Source organism: Listeria grandensis, from assembly GCF_014322885.1.
In the GTDB taxonomy this organism is placed as follows: domain Bacteria; phylum Bacillota; class Bacilli; order Lactobacillales; family Listeriaceae; genus Listeria_A; species Listeria_A grandensis.
The window spans coordinates 276,999-303,861 of record NZ_JAASUG010000003.1 but is presented as its reverse complement, the minus strand read 5'-3'; the positions used below and the strand labels follow the sequence as shown (position 1 = coordinate 303,861).

At 43.1% G+C, this 26,863-nt stretch carries 20 protein-coding genes; 13 read left to right on the top strand and 7 right to left on the bottom strand.

The window, feature by feature from the left end:
- Positions 1-13 precede the first annotated feature (13 nt).
- From HCJ54_RS06405 to ppsA, 6 genes are all read left to right on the top strand, one after another.
- Positions 14-2,098 (top strand): BglG family transcription antiterminator, encoded by a 2,085-nt coding sequence (locus HCJ54_RS06405; protein ID WP_187137035.1) that lies wholly within the window; start codon positions 14-16, stop codon positions 2,096-2,098.
- 2 nt (positions 2,099-2,100) lie between these two features.
- Positions 2,101-2,535: a PTS mannitol transporter subunit IIA gene (locus HCJ54_RS06400; RefSeq protein WP_185411453.1), complete on the top strand. Its 435-nt coding sequence runs from the start codon at positions 2,101-2,103 to the stop codon at positions 2,533-2,535.
- Positions 2,532-3,677: a mannitol-1-phosphate 5-dehydrogenase gene (locus HCJ54_RS06395; RefSeq protein ID WP_187137034.1), complete on the top strand. Its 1,146-nt coding sequence runs from the start codon at positions 2,532-2,534 to the stop codon at positions 3,675-3,677. Before HCJ54_RS06400 ends, HCJ54_RS06395 begins: the two co-directional genes overlap by 4 nt.
- A gap of 49 nt (positions 3,678-3,726) precedes the next feature.
- Positions 3,727-4,029, top strand: coding sequence for a nucleotide pyrophosphohydrolase (locus HCJ54_RS06390; RefSeq protein ID WP_187137033.1), 303 nt, complete (start codon positions 3,727-3,729; stop codon positions 4,027-4,029).
- A 161-nt stretch (positions 4,030-4,190) separates the two neighbouring features.
- A complete protein-coding gene (gene mreB / locus HCJ54_RS06385) occupies positions 4,191-5,204 on the top strand; it encodes a rod shape-determining protein MreB (RefSeq protein ID WP_187137032.1) in 1,014 nt (337 codons plus the stop codon).
- A gap of 145 nt (positions 5,205-5,349) precedes the next feature.
- Positions 5,350-7,956 (top strand): phosphoenolpyruvate synthase, encoded by a 2,607-nt coding sequence (ppsA, locus tag HCJ54_RS06380; RefSeq protein ID WP_187137031.1) that lies wholly within the window; start codon positions 5,350-5,352, stop codon positions 7,954-7,956.
- A gap of 51 nt (positions 7,957-8,007) precedes the next feature.
- Here the strand turns inward: ppsA and HCJ54_RS06375 are convergent, their stop codons facing one another.
- Positions 8,008-8,187 (bottom strand): hypothetical protein, encoded by a 180-nt coding sequence (locus HCJ54_RS06375; protein WP_185411458.1) that lies wholly within the window; start codon positions 8,185-8,187, stop codon positions 8,008-8,010.
- Between the two features lie 252 nt (positions 8,188-8,439).
- Between HCJ54_RS06375 and HCJ54_RS06370 the strand changes: the two genes are divergently transcribed.
- Positions 8,440-9,456, top strand: a complete 1,017-nt coding sequence (locus tag HCJ54_RS06370) for a PTS sugar transporter subunit IIC (RefSeq protein ID WP_185411459.1) — start codon at positions 8,440-8,442, stop codon at positions 9,454-9,456.
- A 607-nt stretch (positions 9,457-10,063) separates the two neighbouring features.
- Here HCJ54_RS06370 and HCJ54_RS15570 read toward each other — a convergent pair.
- The 5 genes from HCJ54_RS15570 to HCJ54_RS06350 all read right to left on the bottom strand — a co-directional run bounded on the left by HCJ54_RS15570 (position 10,064) and on the right by HCJ54_RS06350 (position 14,435).
- On the bottom strand, positions 10,064-10,195 hold the full coding sequence (locus HCJ54_RS15570) for a hypothetical protein (RefSeq protein WP_280527059.1): 132 nt from the start codon (positions 10,193-10,195) through the stop codon (positions 10,064-10,066).
- A gap of 148 nt (positions 10,196-10,343) precedes the next feature.
- On the bottom strand, positions 10,344-10,817 hold the full coding sequence (locus tag HCJ54_RS06365) for a GNAT family N-acetyltransferase (RefSeq protein WP_185525932.1): 474 nt from the start codon (positions 10,815-10,817) through the stop codon (positions 10,344-10,346).
- 16 nt (positions 10,818-10,833) lie between these two features.
- Positions 10,834-12,069: an ABC transporter permease gene (locus tag HCJ54_RS06360; protein WP_187137030.1), complete on the bottom strand. Its 1,236-nt coding sequence runs from the start codon at positions 12,067-12,069 to the stop codon at positions 10,834-10,836.
- Positions 12,062-12,958, bottom strand: coding sequence for an ABC transporter ATP-binding protein (locus HCJ54_RS06355; RefSeq protein ID WP_185411462.1), 897 nt, complete (start codon positions 12,956-12,958; stop codon positions 12,062-12,064). The genes HCJ54_RS06360 and HCJ54_RS06355 overlap by 8 nt, the downstream gene beginning before the upstream one ends.
- Positions 12,959-12,983: 25 nt before the next feature.
- Positions 12,984-14,435 carry an AcpB/EbpR/MafR family transcriptional regulator gene (locus HCJ54_RS06350; RefSeq protein ID WP_187137029.1) on the bottom strand — a complete coding sequence of 484 codons (1,452 nt, stop codon included), beginning with the start codon at positions 14,433-14,435 and terminating at the stop codon, positions 12,984-12,986.
- A 144-nt stretch (positions 14,436-14,579) separates the two neighbouring features.
- On the opposite strand from HCJ54_RS06350, the gene HCJ54_RS06345 reads away from it, so the two are divergent.
- From HCJ54_RS06345 to HCJ54_RS06330, 4 genes are all read left to right on the top strand, one after another.
- Positions 14,580-15,230, top strand: coding sequence for a GntR family transcriptional regulator (locus tag HCJ54_RS06345; protein WP_185525936.1), 651 nt, complete (start codon positions 14,580-14,582; stop codon positions 15,228-15,230).
- A gap of 360 nt (positions 15,231-15,590) precedes the next feature.
- Complete coding sequence (locus tag HCJ54_RS06340) at positions 15,591-16,334, top strand: (Fe-S)-binding protein (RefSeq protein ID WP_036065376.1); 744 nt, start codon at positions 15,591-15,593, stop codon at positions 16,332-16,334.
- A 13-nt stretch (positions 16,335-16,347) separates the two neighbouring features.
- Positions 16,348-17,820 carry a LutB/LldF family L-lactate oxidation iron-sulfur protein gene (locus tag HCJ54_RS06335; RefSeq protein WP_187137028.1) on the top strand — a complete coding sequence of 491 codons (1,473 nt, stop codon included), beginning with the start codon at positions 16,348-16,350 and terminating at the stop codon, positions 17,818-17,820.
- Positions 17,817-18,533, top strand: a complete 717-nt coding sequence (locus HCJ54_RS06330) for a LutC/YkgG family protein (RefSeq protein WP_187137027.1) — start codon at positions 17,817-17,819, stop codon at positions 18,531-18,533. The genes HCJ54_RS06335 and HCJ54_RS06330 overlap by 4 nt, the downstream gene beginning before the upstream one ends.
- A gap of 60 nt (positions 18,534-18,593) precedes the next feature.
- Here HCJ54_RS06330 and HCJ54_RS06325 read toward each other — a convergent pair whose 3' ends face one another.
- The gene (locus HCJ54_RS06325; protein ID WP_187137026.1) at positions 18,594-19,256 is read right to left on the bottom strand and encodes a Crp/Fnr family transcriptional regulator; all 663 of its coding nucleotides are present in this window, start codon (positions 19,254-19,256) and stop codon (positions 18,594-18,596) included.
- Between the two features lie 418 nt (positions 19,257-19,674).
- Between HCJ54_RS06325 and HCJ54_RS06320 the strand changes: the two genes are divergently transcribed.
- The gene (locus tag HCJ54_RS06320; protein WP_187137025.1) at positions 19,675-25,899 is read left to right on the top strand and encodes a toxin Cry1Ac domain D-VI-related protein; all 6,225 of its coding nucleotides are present in this window, start codon (positions 19,675-19,677) and stop codon (positions 25,897-25,899) included.
- Positions 25,900-26,132: 233 nt separating this feature from the next.
- Positions 26,133-26,798 (top strand): Crp/Fnr family transcriptional regulator, encoded by a 666-nt coding sequence (locus HCJ54_RS06315; RefSeq protein WP_187137024.1) that lies wholly within the window; start codon positions 26,133-26,135, stop codon positions 26,796-26,798.
- Positions 26,799-26,863 lie beyond the last annotated feature (65 nt).

The following is a 26,863-nucleotide window of genomic DNA, read 5'->3' as shown; positions in this document are numbered from 1 at the left end:
GGGGGAATAAAAGATGTATATTTCGGCAAGGACGAGACTTATTTTGGAGCAGCTTTTAATGAGCCATGAACCTGTAGCAACAGCGGATTTGGCGGAATATATGGATGTGAGTGAGCGAACTATTCGGCGTGATTTGAAGGAGGTCGAAGCGGTTCTTGGATCGTATCAATTGGCGCTAGAACGCAAGGATGCCAAGCTTTCTGTGTTTGGATCGGACGCTAGTCGCCAAGCTTTCAAATGGCAATTGCTCGATCTTTCTTACAATGAGTTCACACCGATGGAGCGGCAACAATTTATTTTAAAAACCTTGTTAAAGGAAAATGAACCGGTCAAACTAATCGCATTGGCGAATGACTTGAATGTGACAATATCAACGGTTAGCAGTGATTTGACGAAACTTGAAGATGAGTTGCTTGGGCGCGCGGAAATTGAGCGAAAACGTGGATATGGTGTGAAGTTAATGGCAGAAGAAGTGACAAAGCGAGCGCTTCTAAGTGATTTAATTTCTAAGACTGGCTCGAAAAATTCGCTATTTCAATTGTTTCAGCAGCAAAAGCAAGACGAGATGGAGATGTTGGCGGACGAACGCTTGCTTCACGTAATTGATAATGTGCTCATTCAAAAAGTCGAAGCGAATGCGCGATCTTGGCGCAAGGATTTGGCATATGAAATTACAGATGAGGCCTATTTGACGCTTGTCGTGCATATTTCGATTTCGGTAGAACGAATGATTAGCGGGAATTATTTGCAGGAGATGAAACCGGAACAAGAATATTTTCGGAATTTTCCAGAATTTACAGTGGCGAAAGAATTGCTAGCGGCTTGTTTGGAGATGGAACCATTTGTGGTGCCGGATGGGGAAGCGTTGTATGTAACGATGCATATTCGTGGGGCGAAGGCACAGGATGAGACGGGGATTTTTTCGGGGAATGAAAATGTGCAGGCAGTGACGATGGCCAAACGCTTGATTTCAAAAGTGGAGGCAGAGCTTGGCAGTTCTTTTCAGGAGGCGTCTTTGCTCAATGGTTTGACAGCGCATTTGCGACCGGCTTTGCGACGTCTAGATCAGAATATGCGGATTCACAACCCATTGATTAAGACGATTAAACAGGATTATCCGTCACTTTTCCAAATTGTGCGGGTGGCATTTCGGGAAATTTACCAGCAAACGGATGTGCCGGATGAGGAAATTGGTTATTTGGTGTTGCATTTCGGAGCGGCCTTGTTGCAGAAAAATGAGCGTCGTGTGTTTTCAGGGTTGGTCGTTTGTTCGAGTGGAATTGGGACGTCCAAAATGTTGGCGACAAGGTTGAAACAAGCGTTACCGCAATTGAAGGACTTGCATAATGTGTCGTTATTTGAGGTTTTGAATCATCGCAATACGCGGTATTTTGATGTGATTGTGTCGACGATTGATTTAGGAAAAGTGGATTTTGAGTATTTTCTTGTGAGTCCGATGCTCACGGATCGGGAGATTTCGCAAATTGAGGTTTTTTTGAAGCAGAAGGAAATGTTTGTGCCACAAAAGGCGCCCGCGGAACAGGAAGAACAGATGACGTTGCTCGAGGCGGTGCATCGTTTGGAGGGGCAGCAGGAGTATGCGAATACAGTACTTGCGATTTTGAAGGGATTTCAGGTCGTGCCAATGGATGAGACGCAACATGATCTGGAAGACACGTTACGTGCGGTTTGTATGGCGATGTTTGAGCAGGAACGGGATATTCAGGTGGAGATACTGCTCCGGTCGTTGTTGGAACGGGAAAAATGGAGCGGTTTTGGCATTCCTGAGACGAGGCTTGCGTTGTTTCATGTCCGAAATGAGTTTGTGCACCAGCCCGTTTTTCAGATTTTCTCTTTGCAGGATGCGGTGGAAGTACCGGCAATGGGAGGCGGAAATGTAGCGGCGACCACACTACTTGTTTTGCTAGCACCGGAAAAATTGGCATCGCAAGGACTCGAAGTGATGAGTTTTATTAGTGCGATGGCGATTGAAAATGAGGAAACGACGCAGTTACTAGAATCGGGAAATGGGAAAGAGATCACGGCTTTTGTGATCAGCAAATTGAATCAATTTTTATATGATACGAGGAGGAAATAGGAATGGTAGCACTTAATAGTCAAGATATTGCTTTGAAACAGGCGTTTAGTACGAAGGAGGAAGCGATTACGGCGGCAGGGCAATTGCTCGTGGAACAAGGATATGTGGATGCGCCTTATATTGAGAAGATGAAGGAGCGTGACGCATTAACGTCAACATTTATTGGAAATATGGTTGCGATTCCGCATGGCACGGATGATTCGCGAGATATGATTAAAAACTCGGGCATTGTGATTTTGCAAGTGCCGCAGGGCGTATCGTTTGATGGTAATGAAGTGAAAGTACTTATTGGGATTGCGGGCGCGGATGGGGAACATATGGATTTACTGAGCAGTATTGCGATCGTTTGTTCTGAGGAAGAGAATGTGAGTAAAATCGTTGCGGCAGAATCCAAACAAGAGATCATCGACTTCTTTGAGGGGAGCGAAAGCGCATGATGGCTGTACATTTTGGTGCTGGTAATATTGGGCGGGGGTTTATCGGGCAGTTGCTTCACGAAGCGAAGTATCATGTCACGTTTGTAGATGTAAATAAGACTGTCGTGGATGCGCTGAACGAGAAAAAACAATACCAAGTGATTTTGGCGGATGATTCGCAGCACGTGGACTTGATTACGGATGTGAGCGCGATTAACAGTCAAGAAAATCCGGAGCAGGTGATCGCGGCTATTTTGGACACAGAATTGGTGACTACGGCAGTTGGACCAACGATTTTACCATTTATTGCGAAAACTTTGGTGGCTGGTATTAAAGCGCGAATCGCTATTCAAAAACCGCTAATCGTCATGGCGTGTGAAAATATGATTGGCGCATCGGCATCGCTTCAAGCGAGTGTTTACGCGGAGCTTTCCGAGACAGAAAAGCAGTATGCGGATGCGTTCGTATCGTTTCCGAATGCGGCTGTGGACAGGATTGTTCCGAATCAAACACAGGATGACCCGCTGAGTGTCCTTGTGGAGCCATTTTTTGAGTGGGTAGTGGAAGAAAGCGCGATTAAAGGCGCGGCACCAGCTATTCCTGGTATCACGTATGTCGCAGATTTGACGCCGTATATCGAGCGCAAGTTGTTCACAGTTAACACGGGACACGCGGTCACAGCCTACATTGGCCATATGAAAAATATCGATTCGATCGAAGCGGCGATTCATAATGATAAAGTTTTATTCGCAGTGCGCAGTGCTTTAGAGGAAACAGGAGCTTTACTGGAGAAAAAATTTGATTTTGGACATACAGAACATCAAGCTTACATTGATAAAATTATCGAAAGATTCAAAAATCCGCACATCTCTGATTATGTGTCTCGAGTTGGGCGTTCACCGATGCGTAAACTAGGACCAAATGATCGTTTTGTACAGCCGGCACGTCAATTTGTAGAAGCTTTCAATGAAACACCAAAAGCATTAGCAGACGCGATTGCAGCGGCTTTACGTTTCAATGATCCAGATGATGCAGAAGCGGTGGAACTGCAAGCTCTTGTCGCTGCGGTGGGGCTAGAAAAAGCGATCGCGGACGTCACTGGAATTGAAAGTTATTCCAAGCTTTTCGAAAAAGTGAAGGAATCTTACTTAAAATTAGCATAACGCGAGTATCTTGTGCTACACTCATTGTAAAAAGAGATGGGGCGCAGTGATGGAGCAATTAAAACAAACCGTGCATCAATTTCTTCTGGATCGCGGCTGGGAAAATCAATATAACATGCAAAAAGATTTGGCGCTATCTCTCACGTTAGAGGCCAGTGAGTTATTAGAATGCTTCCAGTGGAGGACGACGGAAGAAGCGATTCATGAAAATCGAGAAGCTATATTAGAAGAGTTAGCAGACGTCTTTATTTATGCCCTTCAAATGGCAGAGGCGATGGATGCGAATGTAAATTCTATCGTGGAAGCTAAGCTAGCTAAAAATGTGATAAAATACCCAACAAAAGGTACCTAATGCGCGTCTAGGGCCTTTTTGTTGTCCTAGTATACATTATTTTGTAAAAGTTCATGGTTTTGTCATGGATTATATTTTTTAGACCTGATATACTGGAAGAGGATAGCTATAAACGATGGGCGAATCTGATAATCAACTTTTAGGAAAGTGGGAAAAGGAATATGGGGAAAGTGACAATTGGTATTGATATTGGAACGGCTAATATTAGTATCTACTCAGACATGGAGAAAATGATTTTTCATGAGCCTACAGTTTTAGCATATGATACGAAGAAAAATAAGGTTTTAGAAATAGGGCATGAAGCGAAAGAGTTAGCGGAGAAGACGCCGGGCTCGATTGTCGTGATCAGTCCGCTTCAAGGCGGAATCATTGTTGATTTCGATATGACATTGCGATTAATGAAAAAAGTAGAAAGCCGTGTGAGCGCAGTGACTGGGAAGCGTTTTAAGCAAATGGATTTGATTGTGTCACTCTTGCCAGGTGCGACGAATATTGAGCGTCAAGCGATCGGTGACATCTTATTTTCGCTAGGTGTGAAGTCGCTTTACTTTATCGAGGGATCACTTGCGGCAACGATGGGTGCAGGTCTGCCATTTGAAAAGCCGATTGCTAATGTCATTGTTGATATCGGTGCAGGTAAAATCACAACATCACTTGTTTCATACGGAGGTATCGTAACGAGTGCAACGATTCGTAAATCTGGCAACGAGCTGGATCGTGAAATTGCGCAACTTGTTCGCAGCAAATATAATGTATTGATTGGTTTGGAGACAGCAGAGCAGGTGAAGTGGCAACTACATTGTGATATGTCACAGGTGAACCATACGATTGAGATTGAGGGGCGCGATCTAGTTACAGGTTTCCCGATTACGATCGAGGTAGAGTCCACCGAGTTTCAAAACGAGATCAATGAATTTTTAAATCGGATTCTGGGTGTTGTACAGACGACGCTTGAGAATAGTCCGCCAGAACTAAGCGGTAATATTCGGGCCAGTGGTTTAATGCTAACAGGAGGCGGTTCTTTACTAGGCGGCTTATCCGAATGGCTCCACAGCAAAATTGCAGTGCCAATCCATCTAGCGCCAGCTCCGTTTGAATCTGTTGCGCTCGGAACAAGCATGGCGATGGAACACATGGATCGGCTAATTAATATCGATAAAGTAGTCGCGCGATAAGAAATAGAAGATAAACGAGTCTTGGATGAGTGGTCTGGGCTCGTTTTTGCGTTGTGCACGTAATCGGCGTAAATCCATTGATAAAAGAGCGGAATTGTGGTAGATTTATTGTCTTAGTGTGGAGCGATAAATAGGAGGGAAAGCGATGAAACCATATGTACTAGCGTTTTCAGAGATTGATACGACGAAACAAGAGCTGGTCGGCGGCAAAGGGATGAACTTAGGAGAATGCTCACGAATAGAAGGCATACGGGTACCGGCAGGCTTCTGCGTGACGACGGAAGCCTACCAACATGTTATTGGTGAAAACGAAGCATTCCATCGACTGGTGGACCAACTAAACCATCAAAAAGCAGGAGATAAAGAAAAAATTAATGCGCTTAGTAAGCAGATTCGTGAAGTAATTGAAGCTGCTCCTATTAAGGCGGATATTGCGGCAGAGATCAAGCGACACCTCCTTAACTCGAGCCCTGAACTTGCCTATGCGATTCGTTCCAGCGCTACCGCAGAAGATCTTCCTTTGGCCTCGTTTGCGGGACAGCATGACACTTATTTGAACATTAGAGGTAGTGATGCCATTTTCGCACATATTCGCAAATGTTGGGCATCATTATTCACTGATCGCGCCGTAATTTATCGCATCCAAAACAAGTTCGATCATAGCCAAGTCCAATTATCTGTCGTGATTCAGCAAATGATTTTTCCGCAAGCATCCGGCATTTTATTTACGGCAGATCCGATGACCGCTAATCGTAAAATACTATCCATTGACGCAAGTTTTGGCTTGGGAGAGGCACTTGTTTCTGGGATTGTATCGGCCGATTGCTATAAAGTACAGGGAAATACAATCGTTGATAAAAGAATCGCCACCAAGAAACTAGCTATTTACGGTCGAAAAGAAGGTGGAACAAAAACGGAGCAGATCGCGTCTGATAAGCAAAATACTGAAACACTGACAGAAGCTCAAGTATTAGAATTAGCACGCATGGGAAGGCAGATTGAAGCTTATTTTGGCTGTCCACAAGATATCGAGTGGGCCATTGCAGATGGGGCCTTTTATATTGTGCAAAGCCGACCGATTACGACGCTTTATCCGATCCCAGAAGAAGCCGATGATGGAGAAAATCGCGTGTATATATCGATGGGACACCAACAAATGATGACGGATCCGATTAAACCGCTGGGCTTATCGTTTTATTTAATGACGACGCCCGCCCCTATGCGCAAAGCGGGTGGTCGATTGTTTGTAGATGTGACACCGATACTTGCGGCACCAGCTAGTCGAGCAGGTTTCTTGAAAATGATAGGTGATGCTGAGCCGCTTATAAAAGATGCGCTTACGACGGTAATCGAGCGCGGGGACGTTATAACTTTACTCCCTGGCGATGTGCCAATAACGAGTGAGGCGAGTGTGACGACTACCCATTTTGAAGCAAAAATTGAAAATGATCCGACGATTGTTGCGGATTTGATGCAGCGTAGCCAAGCGTCGATAGAAGTTTTAAAGCAGAATATTTCGGACAAATCGGGGCTTGAATTATTGGATTTTATTGTGGAAGATATGCAGGAATTAAAGCGGATTTTATTTGACCCGCAAAGCTCTGCGGCGATTCATACAGCTATGGATGCTACTTTATGGCTTAATGAAACAATGAACGCGTGGCTAGGTGAGAAAAATGTTGCCGATGCTATCTCCCAGTCGGCGCCAAACAATAATACGTCTGAAATGGGGCTTGCCCTCATGGACGTTGCCGATGTGATTCGTCCGTACCCCGAAGTGATCGATTATTTGCAACAAGCCCAAGCGGAGCATTTTTTAGAGGACTTGCCTACACTTGTTGGTGGACCGGAGGCATTGGATGCGATACAGGATTATCTTCAAAAATACGGCATGCGCTGTGCCGGAGAAATCGATATAACGCGAACACGCTGGATGGAAAAGCCCACGACGTTGATTCCGATGGTCCTTAGCAACATTAAAAATTTCGAACCGAATGCGAGCAAGCAGAAATTTGAGCAAGGGCTACAAACAGCTGTGGCAAAAGAGCAAGCGTTAATGGCACGTTTAGAGGCCTTACCAGATGGCGAAGCGAAGGCAAAAGCAACGAGAGAAGTAATCAGCCTCATCCGGAATTTTATTGGCTACCGAGAATATCCGAAATATGGTATGATTTATCGTTATTTTATCTATAAACAGGCGTTGCTGAAAGAAGCAGAGAAGCTGGTACAAGCAGGGATTATGCATGAAAAAGAGGATATGTATTACCTCTCGTTTGAAGAGCTTCGCGAAGTGGTGCGCACGCAAGCATTAGATCTGACAATCACGGACGAACGACGAGAAGCGTATAAAGTATATGAAAAATTAACACCGCCACGTGTGATTACATCAGACGGAGAAATCATGAATGGGGCGTACAAACGTGAAGACCTTCCAACAGAAGCGATTATCGGCTTGCCTGTTTCCTCGGGTGTGGTTGAAGGGCGAGCACGCGTCATTTTAAACATGGAAGAGGCGGATCTTGAGGCAGGCGATATATTGATCACCGCTTTTACAGATCCTAGCTGGACGCCGTTGTTTGTTTCGATCAAAGGCTTAGTTACCGAGGTCGGCGGATTGATGACGCACGGCGCAGTGATTGCTCGCGAATATGGTTTGCCGGCAGTCGTTGGAGTGGGGGGCGCTACGACACGCATACAAGATGGACAACAAATCCGTATAAATGGCACGGATGGATATGTAGAAATTTTATAGCATAAAGAAACCCAGCGATCTTCTGCAATTGTCAGATCGCTGGGTTTCGTTTTATCTATATGAATAGGGACGACTACGTTTTCTTTTAGAACGAAGCATGAATAAGATACCAAGGATAAATAGGACAATAGAGACTAAACAGACGATAAAACCTATAATCCCAACAATGCTAAACGATACGCCAACACCAATGATGCCTAAGATAAGTAAAATCAAACCAGCAAATTTCATTAAAAAACTCCTTTCTATTTTTGGATACATCTCTATTATACAGAACTAGGCAGAAAAAATTAAGTGACTTTTGTAGTGAAATAAAAGATTTAATCGACTAAACAAGATATTAAACATGTAGCTGTTATTTTGCGCGATAATAGGGTTTTTGAATGATTATTAGTTATATTGTTTAGTAAGTAAAACATCATTTGCCTTTCATGCTTATCCTCGCTAGAATGAAGAAGATTAAACGAGAAAAGGGGATAAGGCATGAAGGATTATATTGTGGACCGCTCTTATAAAGCGTCGATGGGGATTGCAAATGCGGTACTCGTAACACTTGGTATGGGGTTGTTATTACAAACGATTGGGCAGATGATAGGATTCGCGTGGTTAACTGAAATCGGTGCGGTCGGGAAATTATTACTTATTCCGGGACTTGGTGTCGGGATTGCAATCTGTCTAGGTGCGAATACACTTGTCGTCATTAGTGCCGCGGCTGCTTCGGTCATTGGTGGCGGTGCCATATTAGCACTTGAAAATGGCGGATTTTCGATTATCGGTGGAGAGCCGATTGGGGCAATTTTAGCGGTGATTGTTGCAGTATGGGTTGGCAAACGCGTTACTGGCAAAACGAATTTCGACATGATTTTGATTCCGGCCGCGGCGTTACTTTCGGGGGGAATTAGCGGACTTCTTTTTTCAAAAATTATGGCGCCTGTTTTGACCTCGGTGAGTGGTGGAATTACATCACTGGTGGCTGGATCACCGCTATTTTCTTCGATGGTGATAGCGCTCGTGTTTGCAATTTTGATTTTGAGTCCAGCATCATCGGCGGCGCTGGCGATTGCTTTGCAACTAGATCCGACGGCGAGTGCGGCTGCGTTGATTGGATGTTCGGTGCAGTTTGTTTCATTTGCGGTGCTAGGATTCCGTGATAACAATTGGGGAGCATTTTTTGCGCAACTGATTTGTACGCCAAAACTGCAAACGCCGAACATTATTAAACGGCCAGCGGTGATGATCGTTCCGCTTATTTCGGCAGTGATAGCAAGCCCGATTGGTGTTCTTGTTTTTCATTTACAAGCGTCGGCCGAGGTAGCGGGGCTTGGATTATGCGCCTTTGTTGCTCCATTATTTTTGATTGCGAATTATGGGTGGTTGTCATTTGGGGCCTTCTTAATTGTAGCGGTCGTGATTCCAGCGGTGATAGCGCTCATTGCCAGACCATTTTTATTGCGTTCATCATGGTTGCGAGCTGGAGATTTACGAGTAGAATTAGAATAACAAAAAAAGAGGATGAAGTAGGAATGGGTACAAGAACGTATCCATTTCTACTCATCCTCTTTCCTCGAGATGTGTCGGAATTTGTCTGAGTAACTGGTTAAACAAAAATCGAAATATGATCGGATATTTAAAAATAATAGGTAGGTCAAAGACGGGTAAAACCCGACATCTACTAGACAACTTTGGACTAATAAATATCACTACCAAGAATATATTTTTAAAACCCTTCCTTTGAATACGAAACTTTTTCGCGAGCTATATCAAAAGTGAGGTAAAACAAATATTGATATAGTTGGAGCGACGTAACGAGATTCCATATTCCTTGCCATACGAGTGGGTAATCCTCTTGACGCGACCTTTACATTTACCGTGGTCTTCCTCAAGCTCTCGCAAGACTGACCAGCTACTGAACTTTCCTTCACCAGACGATATCCGACTATAGCAAAGTTAATGTATCTCATCCATACACCTATACGCGTACTCAGTGAGACAAAACATATAGATTACTCGCACGATATTTAAAAAATATCGCTTTCGTTAACGAGAATTGGGAGTCGAGATACAAATAACTTGTGCAAACTAGATTCGGTATAATCGTATTACTACTTTAAAAACATTCCCTAAATACTGACGGCTCCGACGCGACATTGGTTAACTTAACAAACTGATCTTTGGCTTCCTTGGCTAATTCGTCTTTTTCACCGGTAAGCTTGTTCTTCAGTCTTTGCAATTCTGCCACCCAATCACCCTCTTATCGCTTTGATACTATACATTAGCCGCTTTTGGCAAAGTTAAAACATAAAAAGTGAAAAATGATACATTGGTGATGTGCCAAAATAAGGGTGCATGGAATTTTAATGCAATTAATAGTATCGAAAGTAGTCTTTTTAGAGGAAAATCGCCATAAAAATGTCATCTACATACTCGCCATTAATAATAAATTCATTGTGTAGTTGGCCTTCTTTTTTAAAACCATGTTTCGTATAAAATTGGATTGCTTTTTCGTTTGTCGAGAGGACACGTAGCGATATCTTTTCCTTGTTCTCGGCTTTGGCGATTCGGAATAATTCTTCCATCAATGTGGAACCGACGCCGTGTTTTTGGAAATCGGGATGTACAGCGATGTCGAGATCTAAGACATGTTGGTTTGTTTTGAGCGGAATCGGCGAATGGTAGCCTAAAATACCAGCAATTTTTCCGTCGATTTCAGCAACTACTTTCGAGCCGGCCGGATTTTTTAGCAGATATTCCGCTTCATTTGCAAAATGGATCTCGCCGGGGGTGGTTCCGGAAGTCCAGACGAGATGTTCTAACTCCATCATATCCGTAGCGTCTTGTTGCGTTGATTTTCTGATTATCATTCGTAAAACCTCTTTTCTAGTCACGTTTAGCATATTTTAAGGATGTTTTCCATGTTTTGAACAAGCCGTCATTTGTGTAAAGGAGTACATTGCCACGGTATAGTCGAATCGCTAACCAAAAGGCTAGAGCGTTTGTCAGAACTAGAATACCGAGTGAGATGAAAATACCAGTCGCGTCCACGGCGAGCAGGTCCATTCGGGCAAGCATCATCATTGGCGAGAAAGTCGGAATATAAGAACCAATAATGACGAGCATATTACTAGGCGCGTTGGCAGCGGCAATCGAGCCCCAATACCCAATAATTGCAAGCATCGTCATCGGATACATAAACTGAGAAACGGTCTCGACATTAGGTGCCATCGAGCCAATTATCGCGGATAGCAGAATGTAGAGAAGCAAGCCAAGTACGACGAACAAGATATTTAAAATCAAGTAATATGTCGGGAACTGGGCTAACTGATCAAGTACACTTTGGATGACCTCCGTATTTTTGCCACCGATCATGACGACAGCAATACAGAGCCCGTAAAAAGCGATTTGAGTCAGTAGCATCAGCAAAATGGCGGTTAGTTTTGCCATTAAATGTGTCGTTGAGGAGACGCTAGATAAAATAATTTCCATGATTCGTGTGCCTTTTTCGTTGGCAATTTCGGCAGCTACAATGCTAGCATAGCTCATCACGAAGATGAAAATAACGAGTGTCAGCATGAGAATAGCGGCACTCATGGCTTCTTTTTGACTGTTGGTGAGTTGGTCGTTGGATAGAAGCTCGTTTTTAACTGGAACGGGAGTGGTCAGGCTCGCGAGTTGTTTTTCTGTGATGTTGTATTCTTTTATTTTTTGTTGCAAGGTTACAGTTGTGATGTCATTTTGAAGTGCTGTCATTAAGGCGTTTCCGGCGGTCTCTTGTGATGTGTAGACAGCGTTGACTTCTTTTCCAAGAGGTGTGATCGTTACGAAACCTTCGATATCACCATCTTTGAGCGCGTTTTTTGCCTGTTTTTCGGTTTCGATTTTCTTGTCTACTTTAAAATTGGCCTTGTCGGCGGCGATGACTTTAGAGAATGCAGGGTTTTCAGCGATAACCGCAATTTTTGTTGGATCGTCGCCACCTCCGAAGTAGTCAATGATTTTAGGTAAGGCGAAGATGAGTGCGCCAATAATTAACGGGAGTAAAAGAGATACTAGAAATGATTTCGTTTTGACGCGGCGTTTGTAGACTTGTGACGTAATGACCCAGAATTTACTCATTCGTCTCACCTGCTTTCCATTTGAAAATTTCTTCGAGGGTTGGTGGTTCTAAGCTAAACATCGGTATAAAGCCGTCTTTTGTGACAAAATCAAATACGCTGTTGGCATCGGATTCTTCGGCGAGATGCACGATGCGGATACCTTTGTGGTTTTCGATTTGGATAACACCAGGTAGAGCGGCGAGTGCTTCACTTGGGTGTGGTGCATCCAGCATGATTCGTTTGCGGCCAAAGCTGTTTTTGACATCCTCAGATTTGCCACGAAGTACTGTTTTTCCGCGTTTTAGCATCACGAGGGAATCGCAGAGCTCATCGACATTTTCCATCCGATGACTGGAGAAAATAATGGTTGCGCCGTCTGCTTTGAGATCAAAAACGAATTTTTTCAGAATTTCGGCATTGACGGGATCAAGGCCACTGAATGGTTCGTCTAGAATGACTAATTTGGGTTGGTGAATAATCGTGCTAATCAGTTGAATTTTTTGTTGGTTCCCTTTGGATAAGGTTTTCACAAGATCTGTTTTCTTACCGACGATTTCAGCGCGATCCATCCAAAGATCGATTTCTGGCTTTATTTTAGCTCGAGAACAACCTTTTAGCTCAGCAAAAAAGAGAATTTGGTCTTCAATCGTGACATTTGGATAGAGACCGCGTTCTTCTGGCAAGTAGCCGATGATATCGGTATTGATTTTTGTGATCGTTTGGTTGTCCCACAGAATTTCCCCGCTATTGGGACGCAGGAAATTGAGAATAAGGCGGAATGTCGTCGTTTTACCTGCACCATTTTGGCCGATTAAGCCGAGAATTTCCCCTTCATTAATTTGGAAATGTAGATCATCGACGGCTATTTTGTCGCCGAATTGTTTGGATACGTTATTGACTTGTAGCATGTGTGTATCATCTCCTTTTTAAATTTTAAAGTAATTCTTCTTCTTGATGTGTGCGTGATTCGATATAAGCGTCAAGCATTTGCCAATCGCGCAATGTTGGATTAGTATTCCAGACGATTTGCGGGATATCGCTATGTGGTAATGGTAAGTCGGTAATAATAAAATCGGCTTGTGGGTGACCACTTTTTACGATGATGAGTTGTTGCGCCGAGTATCGAGAACGAATTGTTTTTTTCACGAGATCTTCCCAGAGAAAACCGTTTTGTGAGAAGATTTTTGCGGTTAAAATGTCGGGGCGTGCAGAGCGTTCGATCGCTGTTTGGATGCTGATGCCGATCCGATACATTAAAACATCGTGATTTTCGCGTAAGTAAGCATACATGGGTTCTTCGGAAAACATTTGAAATATCCTATCAATTTCTCGTTCTAAATCAGGGGATAAAACGTGCTCCTCCTTGATTAAAAATCGTTCTTGCGCTAAAAACAATGGACTTTCTACCGCGTGAAATACCGAAAACGTGTCGATTAAACTGACAAGTAAATCGGTTTCATCCCAACCGACTTCTTTTGGTAGGGCATGGAAAATAGTGTCGACGAGTCGGAACGTGACAGGGGTTGCTTTTTGACAGATTTCAATTCGTTTTTGTTTGGATGTTTCTGAAGTATAGGACTTGGAACAAAAGAACATGCAGGACAGCATGAAAACAGATTCTGCTTCGGAAATATCGATTTGTAACTCATCGCCAAGGTCTTGGAAACAGGTAGCTAAATCATTATTTTCATTGAAGATACGCCATGTTTTTGTCGTGCGAGTGTCGCGAATATCGATAGGATAGCCGCGTTTGATGCGCGTTAGAGAAAGCCCAATCCAAGCCGCGTATTGAATTTTTGCTGCAGGTGAAAAGTATATGTCTAATTTTCGCATAATATTCTCAATAAAGCGATCGATAATTTCCCACGTGATGTCGATAAAGAAAATATCGTGTGCCGGATAGGCATTGAAAAATAGATCGTAGAAGAGGAAGCGAATTTGTGATTCTTTACCAATCAAATCAAGTGGTTTATTTTCTAGTTGTAGGTGAATCGATTTTAAGTAGCGATGAACGGGTGTGAGCTTACGATAAATGGTCGCTTGACTGACGAAGTTCTCCTGGCACCACGCGGCAAGAGAAAGTTTCTTTTCATCGTAGATATCATAACAAAGTCGGAACAAATACGTTTCCGAAAAGAAGGCCGAAAATAGGTGAATGAAGTTTTCATCGAATGGTTTCTCAAGACTAATTCCTTCGATCGTATTGATGAGAGACCAGTTGGGTGGTAGCGAATGCTCCAGATTTTTTAGATCGCGAGCCAATGTTTTTTTCGAACAGTTGACAAGTTTGCAGATTTCTTGGCGATCCCAAATTTTATGATCGGATAGGAGGAGTTTTATGACCAGCAATTGCCGTTCTTTATCTTTTTCTAGAATCCCATTCATGGCGAATCATCCTTTCTTGATTGATGAAACTTCTTATTTTTTCCGCTGCTGAAAGTCAACTTTGAGGTATCTTGCTCTTTTTTAGTTTCGCTTTATCGTTTACAATGAGGAGGGATCATAATAAAGTGAAGAAGCGGGTAATTGATGATGATACTAAACAATGAACGAGTAGCAGATGAAATCTATGCGTCTATAAAAAAGGACATTCTTTGCAAAAAATACAAAATTGGTGACACGATTGAGGTGCAACATCTTGCGGCTCTGTTTGGCGTGTCGAGTAATATTGCAGAACAAGCATTGCGGTTGTTGAGCCAAAGAGGTTTGTTAACGCAATTGCCTGATGATATGTATTGTGTAAAAGAAACGCATAGTCAAGAATTTTTTTATTCAGGTCGCTTCCAAATCATGTTTTTGAATATGGAATACATTATCCAGCGCATAAAAGAGATGAATGTGCCGATTGTGAAACAGCCGCTTTATACACATCTGGAAGAGATGAGAGTAAGTCTTGAGAATGCTAGCTATACAAATTATATAGATGCGTGCGAACGGTTTTACCTAAAGCTTTGTCAACAGGCGAATATGATGAGTTTAGGCAGTAGTCTTCGGAAGATTAATATGCAATTGACAGAGTTTGATGATATCTTTGGTAGGCAGTTTATACTTACTTCGGCGATGTGCACAGTGGAGGCGATGGGACTGCTACTGGATGCATTGGAAAAGCGAGAGTATGATCGTGCGACGGAAGTTGTGCAACAACTGTATAAATATTATATCTCATTATTAACGGATTAGCTCGTGCTTCTCTTTATAGTAGCGCTTTCTGCGGGATAATGCTATTAAAAAATCGCGATTTGCAGGAAATTTTTTATGTATAAACGGAATAGTGTATTTTTAGGTGAAAACAGCTTTCTAGCGTGGCGAATTTGTTGCGATAGAAAGTTGTTTTTTGTTTTAAAACCACTTAAAACCTCGATATAAAGTGGTTTTTGGATTAACAAACAACATGTTCCCAATTAGCTTTGGAACGCCATTTGTTTTGGTTTTGTTGGATAAAGCTTGATTTACCAAGGGTTTTGATTCGGATTCTAATGGGAAATATGCTAAAATTTATGTATGGAAGGAATATGCAAAATATAATGGAGGCGTATAGTTATGAAGGTCAGTATTTTTTCGACGTGTCTTGTGGACATGATGTTCCCCAATGTCGGGATGGCGATGGTGGAATGTTTGGAAAGGCTGGGGTGCACGACGGATTTCCCAGAGTCGCAAGTGTGTTGTGGGCAACCTACTTATAATAGCGGTTACATGGAGAAGACGCGAGCAACTTTGATCAATCAATTAGAAGCTTTTAAGGATTCGGAATATGTCGTTGGACCCTCGGGATCTTGCGTGGGAATGATGCGCGAGTACGAGGAGATTTTTAAAGCGGATCCGGAATATGCGGAAGCGGCGCGGGAACTTAGTGCTAAAACCTATGAGTTTTCGCAGTTTTTATATCATGTGTTGGGTGTGACGGATGTTGGCGCGACGCTTGAGGGGAAGGCTACATATCATCGCTCGTGCCATATGACGCGGATTTTGGGCGAGAAGGAAGCGCCATATGCGTTACTTGCGGAGGTGCAGGGATTGGAATTAGTGCCGTTGCCGCATGTGGAAAATTGTTGCGGGTTCGGTGGGACTTTTTCGGTGAAGATGCCGGCGATTTCGGAGCAGATGGTCGAGGAGAAGATGGCGGATGTTGTGGCGACGGATGCGGAGATTCTGATCAGCGCGGATATGGGCTGTTTGATGAATATCGGTGGAAAATTTAATCGTGAGGGTAAGGAAATCAAGATTATGCATATCGCGGAAGTGTTGAATAGTAATGTCACAAAGCCTGTTCGGGCAACGGTTTAAGGGGGATTCTAAAATGGGACTATCGACGAGTATGAAGGATTTTGATACGCGGGTGAAGGAGAGTCTGGACGATACGTTTATGCAAAAAGCGGTCGCAAAAGCGCAGGATGATCAGTGGGTGAAACGGGAAACGTCGCGGGAGAACTTGGGCAATTGGGAAGAGTGGCGTGATCTTGGAGAGCAGATTCGGCAGCATACGCTTGAAAATTTGGATTTTTATTTGGAGCAGTTTAGCGATAATGTGACGAAGAATGGTGGAAAGGTGTTTTTTGCGTCTACGGAGCAGGAGGCGACGGATTATGTGAAAGATGTGATTCGGCAGAAAAACGCGAAGAAAATCGTGAAGTCGAAATCGATGGTGACGACGGAGATTGATTTGGATCGCTTGTTGCTTGAGATGGACGGGGTTTCGGTGATGGAGACGGATCTCGCGGAATTTATTTTGCAGATGGATGATTGGGATGAGCCGTCGCACATTGTTTTTCCGGATATACATAAGAATCGGGAGCAGATTCGGTTGGTGTTTAAGGAGAAGTTGGGGTATGACGGGGACAATGAGCCGGAGCACATGGCGCGTTTTGCTCGCGAGGTGTTGCGGGAATTTTTCTTGGACGCGGATGTCGGGATTACGGGTTGCAATTTTGCGATTGCGAGTAGTGGTATGGTGAATTTAGTGACGAATGAGGGGAACGCGGATTTGTGCGAGAGCATTCCGGATACGCAGATTGTGTTGATGGGAATGGAGCGGATTGTGCCGAACATGGCGGACGCGGAAGTGATGGATAACTTGTTGTCGCGCAGTGCGGTCGGTCAGAGTTTGACGAGTTACATTACTTTTTCGGGGCCAAAATTGACGGAGGAATCGGATGGACCGGATGATTTTCATGTGGTGATTCTGGATAATAAACGTTCGGAGGCGCTAGGTACGGAGTTTCAGTCGGTATTGCAATGTATTCGCTGTGGGTCGTGTTTGAATGTGTGCCCGGTGTACCGGACAATTGGTGGACATGGTTACGGCTCGATTTATCCGGGTCCAATTGGCGCGGTGTTATCACCGGTACTTGGCGGTTACGAACAGTTTGGCGAGTTGCCTTACGCGTCGAGTTTGTGCGGTGCTTGTACGGATACGTGCCCTGTCAAAATTCCACTTCATGGTTTGTTGATTGAGCATCGGCGGGTGATGACGGACGAGCTGAAAATGGGACACGGTTTTGTGGATCAGCAAATGCGCTTTATTGCAAAAGCTACCTCGTCGCCGTTCTTGTTTAAGCAGGCGCTGAAATTCGGTCATGTTGGACTTGGCGTGCTTGGCGCGAAACCGTCTTCTACGACGGAAAACTTGTATCAATACGGAGGCTATATTTCCGGCGGATTCGGCTTGATTAAAGGTTGGACGAGTGTACGTGATTTGCCACGCCCTCCGAAAGAACGCGATAATTTCCGAACGTGGTATCAAAATCGGGAGCAAGGAGGTGTAGTGAAATGACAGCGACGGATAATCGGGAAGCATTTTTGAATGGGATTGCGGAGAAATTAGGACGAGAACGGCGTCGAACTGGTGTCGAACGACCAGAACGCGTGCATACGATTGCGGATACGACACTGGCTGGGAAGACGCAAGATGAGTTGCTAGCGATTGCAAAAGGTGCTTGTTCGCGCATTCATACGGATGTGGTGGAGACATCTGTCACAGATCTTGCAGCGAACATCGAAAAAATCGCTACCAATTACGGTAACGAGTCGGTGCTTATTGCCGATGATCCACGATTCGAGGAATTTGGATTACAGAATTTAGCGAATAATGCCTGGGACAATTGCGTGGTTTCCATTTGGAAAGAAGGGCGAGAGAATCGCGCGGCGAACATTGCCACAGCAGCCGATTCAAACATTGCGATTGCCTTTGCAGACTTTCTCCTTGCTGAAAGTGGATCAGTCGTTGTAGAATCGAGTCCTAAACAAGGCCGTACGCTTCATTTTCTGCCAGTGCACTATATCGCGATCGTGCCAAAAAGCAAAATTGTCCCGCGCTCCACACAAGCTGCAGATTATTATGATGCGCGCATTGCGAGTGGTCAGGAAATCGGCTCCTCTATCAATTTCATCTCTGGTCCATCGAATTCAGGCGATATCGAGATGCAGCTCGTGGTTGGTGTACACGGTCCGATTAGCGTTACGTATGTAGTAGTAACAGATAAATAGGTCGAATAAAAAGTCATGTTTGGCCAAGCGCTAAGCATGATTTTTTATTCGACCTATTTTTTAGGCTTCGTTCTCTTCACCGATAAGAAGTACGCGGGCATTAAAGATAACACGGCCTTCTTCCATCAATTGTTGTAAATGAGCTGTCAGTGTACTAAGACTAACGCCAGCATAATTGGCAATCATTTTTCTTGAAAAATATCTCGGTAGTTCAATCATACCTTGGTCATCCGCTTTCGGGTTATAACGCGTTGCTAATGTGTGGATGAACGCTGCAACCATATTTTTCGTGTCTAACGTTGCTTGGATTTGCTTCTTCTCTAAACGGCGCTGAATCGTTTGTAGCATGTGGTAATGCTGTAATTGAATCTCTGAGCTCTCTGCAATTTTGTTAAATACATCACTTTGTGCAAATCTCCAAACCGTCACTTCGTCTGTCAAAGCTTTTCCGAATAGTTGGCTAGAGTAGACGTTGTAATCTAGTAAATCACCTTCGCCAGCAAAGTCAATCGCTACATTTGTATTGGAGAAGATACCGGCAACACCAGCTACAATAACAAAGATATAAGGCGTGTTGTTCGTTGCTGTCAATTCGATTTTGTCGTTCTTCTTTAATTCCAATCTTTCCTTGGCGATATCTGACTCGATTAAAGAAGTAAGGAACTTCCCAGCTTGTATCTTTGTATCTAATGCTTCGCTTTTTGCTAATGTATTTGTTTTCATATTATCTCCTCCTACGATTCTTTATGGCGCTTCGTTCGCTGCCTCTATAACCATTAAACCACGAATACCGAAATTGGGGAATTCATTATTGTCATCGAAATGGACAGAAATGAATGAGCGAAGCAGAATTAAAAAAATAAAGTTCAAAAATTCGACACAAATCGTGACAAAACGTGCAAAATTGTAAAAAGGGCGCTTGTTTTTTAGCTGTTATGATGTTTATAGGAGGTCACTATGATGAAAACCATATAAAACCTATCCCAATAAACTTAACTAATAGTTATTGCTGCCGGAAGCGAAGAAGTTTGTCAGAGGCTAACTAAAAAATATTAGATAGTTTTTTTAATTGAGTATTTAGAATAATACACGATTTCACAGGGAAACAAAAACCAAAAAAGAAAGAAGGAAAATTAAACACATGAAAAACATGAAAATGAAAAAAGTAATTAGTACACTGGCCATTGCTTCTATGTTAGGAACAACTGTATTAACACCATTAAACGTATTATCAACTAAAGGATATGCTGTACAGAAGGCAGCTACTGCATCAACTTATTTTGAGCTAAGCAATCCTAATTTAATGACAACATCGATTGAACGAGTATCAACGGCTACATCGGCGAAACTGAAATATTGGTCGACAGGTACTGCAATCACGGACACAATAAGTAATACTCTTCTCTATACGCAAAGTGGTAACGCGGTTACAGCCAGCATTAATCCAGTGAAGCGCTTAACTAGTGCTGATGAAGGTAATCTAACGATGTATAGCGCATCAAGTAATCTATTAGTCATGCAATCCATAAATACAGAAATTGGTAAAGAGTATACAGTGTCTACAAATTATTCACAAGGAACATACTCAACAACTAGCAATTTTTGGCTAGGTATAGTAAACACTTCCAACGCTGCTGAGGATCTTAATTTCAAAACTGCAGCTAGCGGTCTTGCTGAGTATACTTTTGTAGCGAAAAGCACGACATCTCGCGTCTTTTTACAATTAGTTAGTCCTTTAAATGTAGCAAAAACAATAACTTTAACCAATTTTACTGCTGGTAAATCTGACAATCAATTAGCAAAAGAAGCAGTAGCGACTTTAGTTGGTACAGATGGTAAAGTAAAACCAAACGTAACAGATGCTTGGGTTGCCGATGTTCAAAAACAAATTAATTTAGTAGCGAATGCAACACAAAAAGCAGCTGTTCAAAAGACATTAACTGACTTGATGACAGTTGTTAATGCTAATATCGCAGCGGAAAAAGCCCGTCAAGAAGCAGCAACAGCGAATATTAATGCACTATTCAATAATGCTGATCCAACAGGCACTATTAAAACAACGACAGATGCCAAAGCGGTTGCTGATGCACAAGTATTGATTGATGGTGTCACAGATATAGCGAAAAAAGCGGAGTTGCAAGCGCAATTAGATGAAGCGAAGCAGCAAATTGTAGCCCGTGATTTAGCGGAAGAAACAGCGCGTCAAGAAGAAGCAGCAGCTGAGTTGAAGGCGCTATTTAATAATAATGATGTAACAGGAACTATTAAAACAGCGACAGATGCTAAAGCGATTGCAGATGCACAACAACGTATCGACACTGTAACAGATGCAACGAAAAAAGCAGAATTACAAGCCCAACTAGACGAAGCAAAAAGTCAATTAGCAGCGCGTGAAACAGCGGCAGCGGAAGAAACAGCCCGTCAAGAAGCAGCAACAGCTGAAGTCAAGGCATTATTCAACAATAATGACGTAACCGGAACAATCAAAACGGTAACAGACGCCAAAGCAATTGCAGACGCACAAGCACTCATTAATGGTGTGACAGATACAGCGAAAAAAGCAGAATTACAAGCACAACTAGACGAAGCGAAAAGTCAGTTGGCAGCGCGTGACGCAGCCATAGCCGCAGAAACAGCCCGTCAAGAAGCAGCAGAAACTGAAATCAAAGCACTTTTCAACAATAATGACGTAACAGGTACAATTAAAACAACAACGGACGCCGGGGCTATTGCGGACGCACAACAACGTATCGACGCTGTGACAGACACAACGAAGAAAGCGACATTACAAGCGCAATTAGACGAAGCGAAAAAACAAGTGGCAGCGCGTGAAGTAGCCGCAGAACAAGCGCGTCAAGATGCAGCGAGTGCAGAAGTGAAAGCTCTTTTTGCCAACAATGATGTGACAGGAACGATCAAACCAACAACTGGCACAACATCAATTGCCGACGCACAAAACTTGATAAATACTGTGACAGATGTAGCGAAAAAAGCGGAATTGCAAGCACAACTAGACGAAGCGAAACGTCAACTAGAAGATCGTGATGGCGAAGCAGCTATAGAGCGCGCCCGTCAAGAAGCTGCGACAACAGAAGTCAAAGCGCTTTTCAACAATAATGATGTGACTGGAACAATCAAAACCGTGACAGACGCACAAGCAATCGCGAATGCACAACAACGTGTGGATGCCGTAACGGATACCGCGAAAAAAGAGGAATTACAAGGTCAATTAGACGAAGCGAAAGAACAATTGGCAGCGCGTGAAACAGAAAAAGCACGCCAAGAAGCAGCCGCAACAGACATCAAAGCGCTTTTCAACAACAATGATGTAACCGGAACAATCAAAGCAACGACAAACGAACAAGCCATCGCTAGCGCACAACAACGTGTGGACGCCGTGACAGATACAGCGAAAAAAGCAGAACTACAAGCACAACTAGACGAAGCTAAACAACAATTGGCAGACCAAAAAGCCGCAGAACAAGCGGAAAATGCACGTCAAGCCCTTGCTGAAACAGCAGTGAAAGACTTATTCAATAGTGGAAACGTGAACGGCACGATCAAAATCGTAACAGATGCAGCCGCAATTACAGCCGCAGAAACATTGGTTAATGCAATCACGAATCCAGCGAAAAAAGCAGAATTACAAGCGAACATCGTAGAAGCAAAACGCCAATTAGCAGCGAATGAATTAGCCGCATCAGAAGAAGCCGCGCGTCAAGGGGCTGCGGCAGCAAGCGTGAAAGAACTTTTCAACAATAATGATGTGACTGGAACGATCAAAACGGCAACGGATACTAAAGCCATTGCAGATGCTCAAAAATTAGTAGATGCAATCACGAATCCAACAGAAAAAGCAGCCGTTCAAGCACAATTAGACGAAGCAAAGGCGCAATTAGCAGCTCGTGAAACAGCCGCAACAGAAGCAGCTGCAGAACAAGCCCGTCAAGAAGCAGCAGCGACAGACATTAAAGCGCTTTTCAACAACAATGATGTGACTGGAACGATCAAAGCAACAACAGACGAAAAAGCGATTGAAGATGCACAAAAACGCATCGATGCTGTGACAGATACAGCGAAAAAAGCAGAACTACAAGCACAACTAGACACAGCGAAACAACAATTGTCGGACCAAAAAGCCGCAGAACAAGCGGAAAATGCACGTCAAGCCCTCGCTGAAACAGCAGTAAAAGACTTATTCAACAGCGGCAACGTGAACGGCACGATCAAACCTCTAACAGACGCCGCAGCAATTACAGCCGCAGAAGCATTGGTTAACGCCATCACGAATCCAGCGAGAAAAGCAGAATTACAAGCGAACATCGTAGAAGCAAAACGCCAATTAGCAGCGAATGAATTAGCCGCCTCAGAAGAAGTAGCGCGTCAAGAAGCAGCCGCAGCAAGCGTGAAAGAACTTTTCAACAATAATGATGTGACTGGAACAATCAAAACAACAACGAATGAAAAAGCCATTGCAGATGCTCAAAAATTAGTAGATGCGATCACGAATCCAACTGAAAAAGCAACCGTACAAGCACAATTGGATGAAGCGAAACGTCAATTAGCAGAGCAAAAAGCAGCCATTGTAGCAGCAGAAAAGGCTCGTCAAGACGCAGCAACAAAAGCGATTGATGATCTATTCCGTAGCAGTGCACATTTAGCATTGAAAGATCCAACTATCCAAACAGATCTAGACAAAGCGAAAGCATTGCTTGATTTAGTAACCGATCCAGCAGTAAAACGCGCATTGGAAACAGAACTTGCGAAAGCTACCGATTTATTAGCAGATCGCGCAGCAGCAGAGAAAGCCGTTAATGATCTCTTCACAACAACGGACCATACGGCCATCAAAACAACGACAACACAAACAACGATTAACCGTGCGGAAGCAGCCGTGAATAAATTACCAAATGGCGATTTAAGAGATGCTTTACTTGCGGAAATCGATAAAGCACAAGCATTGCTAGACGCGGCGGCAGCATCTGCGGCAGAAGCAAGTGCAACTGTCACAATCAACAGCGGAAATCGTACCATCTTAACAACAGAAAGCATACAATTAGATGCGATTACAACCAGCAAATTAGGGACTACATGGACATCATCTAATTCAACGATCGCAAGCATTGACGCGACTGGTAAAGTAGTTGGTTTAAGCGCCGGTAAAACTGTCATCACAGCGACCCTTGCAAATGGCAAAAATAGCTCGATTGAAATCCACGTTTACGTATCCGAAGCTGAAGCAACAGCAGCCGTGAACAAATTATTCGCGAATGATGCGCATACTGCTACAGCAACCGATATTACGCAACAAAAAATCAATGACGCGAAGAAATTAGTCAACGGTATCGAAGACGTTGTGACCAAACAAGCGTTACTGAAAGAAATTGAAAAAGCAGAACAAATGGTTGCAGACCAACTTGTAGCCGCAGAACAAGCACGCCAAGATGCAGCAAGCGACGCAGTCAAAAACCTTGTAGACGCAACGAATAACATCAAGCCAACGACAGATGCAGCCGCGATTGCCGATGCACAAAAACTGGTTGATGCTGTGACAGATACAGCGAAAAAAGCAGAACTACAAGCACAATTGGACGACGTAGCGAAACAATTAGCAGAACGTGAAGCAGCAGAAAAAGCAACACAAGCCGTACAAGCACTATTTGATGCGAATGCTGTTATCAACAACACGACTGACGAAGCAGCCATTGCAGCCGCACAAGCACTTGTCAACGAAGTAAAAGACGCAGCGAAAAAAGCAGAACTACAAACACAACTAGATGAAGCAACGAAACAATTAGTAGCACGTCAAGCATCCGAAGCCGCAACACAAAGCGTTCAAGCGTTATTTGGTCCAGATAATGTGATCAAAGCAACGACAGACGAAGCAGCCATCGCAGCTGCACAAGAAGTCATCAATGCGCTAACAGACGAAACGAAAAAAGCAGAGCTACAAACGCAACTAGACGAAGCAACGAAACAACTGATAGAACGTCAAGAAGCAGAGAAAGCCGAAGCAGAACGCTTAGTTGCTGAAAAAGCAACACAAGCTGTACAAGCGCTATTCGATGCGAATGCTGTCATCAACAACACGACAGATGAAGCAGCCATTGCAGCTGCGCAAGCACTCGTAGACGAAGTAAAAGACGAAGCGAAAAAAGCAGAACTACAAACACAACTAGACGAAGCAACGAAACAATTAGTAGCACGTCAAGCATCTGAAGCAGCTGCACAAACCGTTCAAGACCTATTTGGCTCGGATAATGCTATTAAACCAACAACAGACGAAGCCGCAATTGCAGCCGCACAAGAAGTCATCAATGCCCTAACAGACGAAACGAAAAAAGCAGAATTACAAACATTACTAGACGAAGCAAGCAAACAGCTGACAGAACGTCAAGCAGCAGAAAAAGCGGAAGCAGAACGCTTAGCAGCTAAAGAAGCAGTCAACGCATTATTCCAAGGCAATAATCCAGCCAATGATATCGCGACAACATTGACACAAGATGCGATCAACCAAGCAAAAGAATTGGTAGCTGCGGTAACAGATCCAGCAACAAAAGCAGCCTTAGAAACAAGCATTGCCAAAGCACAAACACAACTAGACGCGATCATCCCGGTCGTTGGACAAGCAACGAAATATACACTCGGTGACCTTTACATTTCAGGCACATATACAGGAGCAGCAACTGGCATGAGTATCGATGTTAATGGCAAACGTTACTATGGCGGAACAGTAGAAAATGGCGTATTGAAATTCTATGGTTTGGATAAAATCGCAAAAGTAGGCGATGTTGTAACGGTCAACCTATACGACAACAGCAAACAAATCAAAACTTCATTCCCAGTACAAGTCGTAGAACCATTGAAAGTGACACTTGCCGACTACAAGATTGGTGATAACTATCTTCAAGCAACATACAATAATTCTGACGTTACACAAGTTGGTATTGTTGTAGATGGCAAGAAATATTGGGGTGGAGACGTTGCTAACGGTAACATCAAATTCTACGCCCTAGACAAAATCAAGTCAGCAGATTCTGTAGTCACTATGAATTACTACGATGCGAACAACAACCTGCTAGCATCTAAGACATTAAAAATCGAAGTCGCATATGCAGGTGAAATTACAACAGCAGACTTGAAACTAACAGACACCAACATCAAAGGTACATTAACAGGTGACGTCAAACAAGTAGCAATCTCTGTGAACGGAAAAATGTACTATGGTGGAACAATCGCAACAAACGGCACATATAAATTCTACACACTCGACAAAAAAATCACAGCCACTGATGAAGTGATCGTTTACGGCTACAGCCCAGAAAATAAAAAAATTGCCGAAAAAGTAGTTACAATTTCAGAATAAAAACAACAAATAAGTGGATGGTAGTAGCTATATCAAATATATAGCTACTCTTCCACATTTAAAAAATCAAGAATGACATATAAAGTTGATGGGGCATGCTAGTACCTAAAACATAGCTTTTTCAACGTAAAATAAAAGTTCGAGAATCCGACACAAATTGTGAGTAAACGTGCAAATTTATAAAAAGCCTATTCACTTTTTAGTTGTTATGATAGGAATAAGAGGTGATCTTAATGAAATTAATAGACCTACATGCAATAAATCCCGTCCAAGAAGAGTTTAATCCAAGCCAGTTATTGCCGATTCTACTCGATGATGCCATTTTTCCGATTCCAAATGAACAACTGGTTATTGGGAAAACGGAAGAATTAATGTTAAGAACATCAGATACCGATTTTGTATACGCTATTGAGCAAGGCGTATCGGCCCTTGTCCTGGACAAGCAAATTATCGATTTTGTAGATGAGAATCGGTTTGTTGGACTACACCATAGTAGACAGCGCTTACAATCGGATTTTCACGTGTTAGCTCTTAGTAAAGAACTTGTTGTTCGAAAATTCGAGCTGACAGACGTATTAGCTAAAATCATGAACATCCAAGAAGGATATTTGTATCATTATCACTATATGCATCGTATTTACGAACGTTACATCCAAAAAATTGCATCGCTAGGAGAAATGAACTTGGATAAGGTCATGCAAACATTACGCTCGATTGCACTTTGGTACGGAGATAAAGAAATGTATAAAGAATTTACTAAAATCCCAATATGCTTTACAAGAAATATATTAGCAAACTATATGGGAATCAGCAGGACAACACTTGGCACTGTCCTGACCGCATTACAAAGAGAAAAGCTAGTGTTTATCAATGAACGGCAACAATTATTCGTTAAATAATGAAAGATTTATTTGAGGAGGTGTATAACCAGAATATTCTAAATTGTGTTCTTTTATGTACTAAA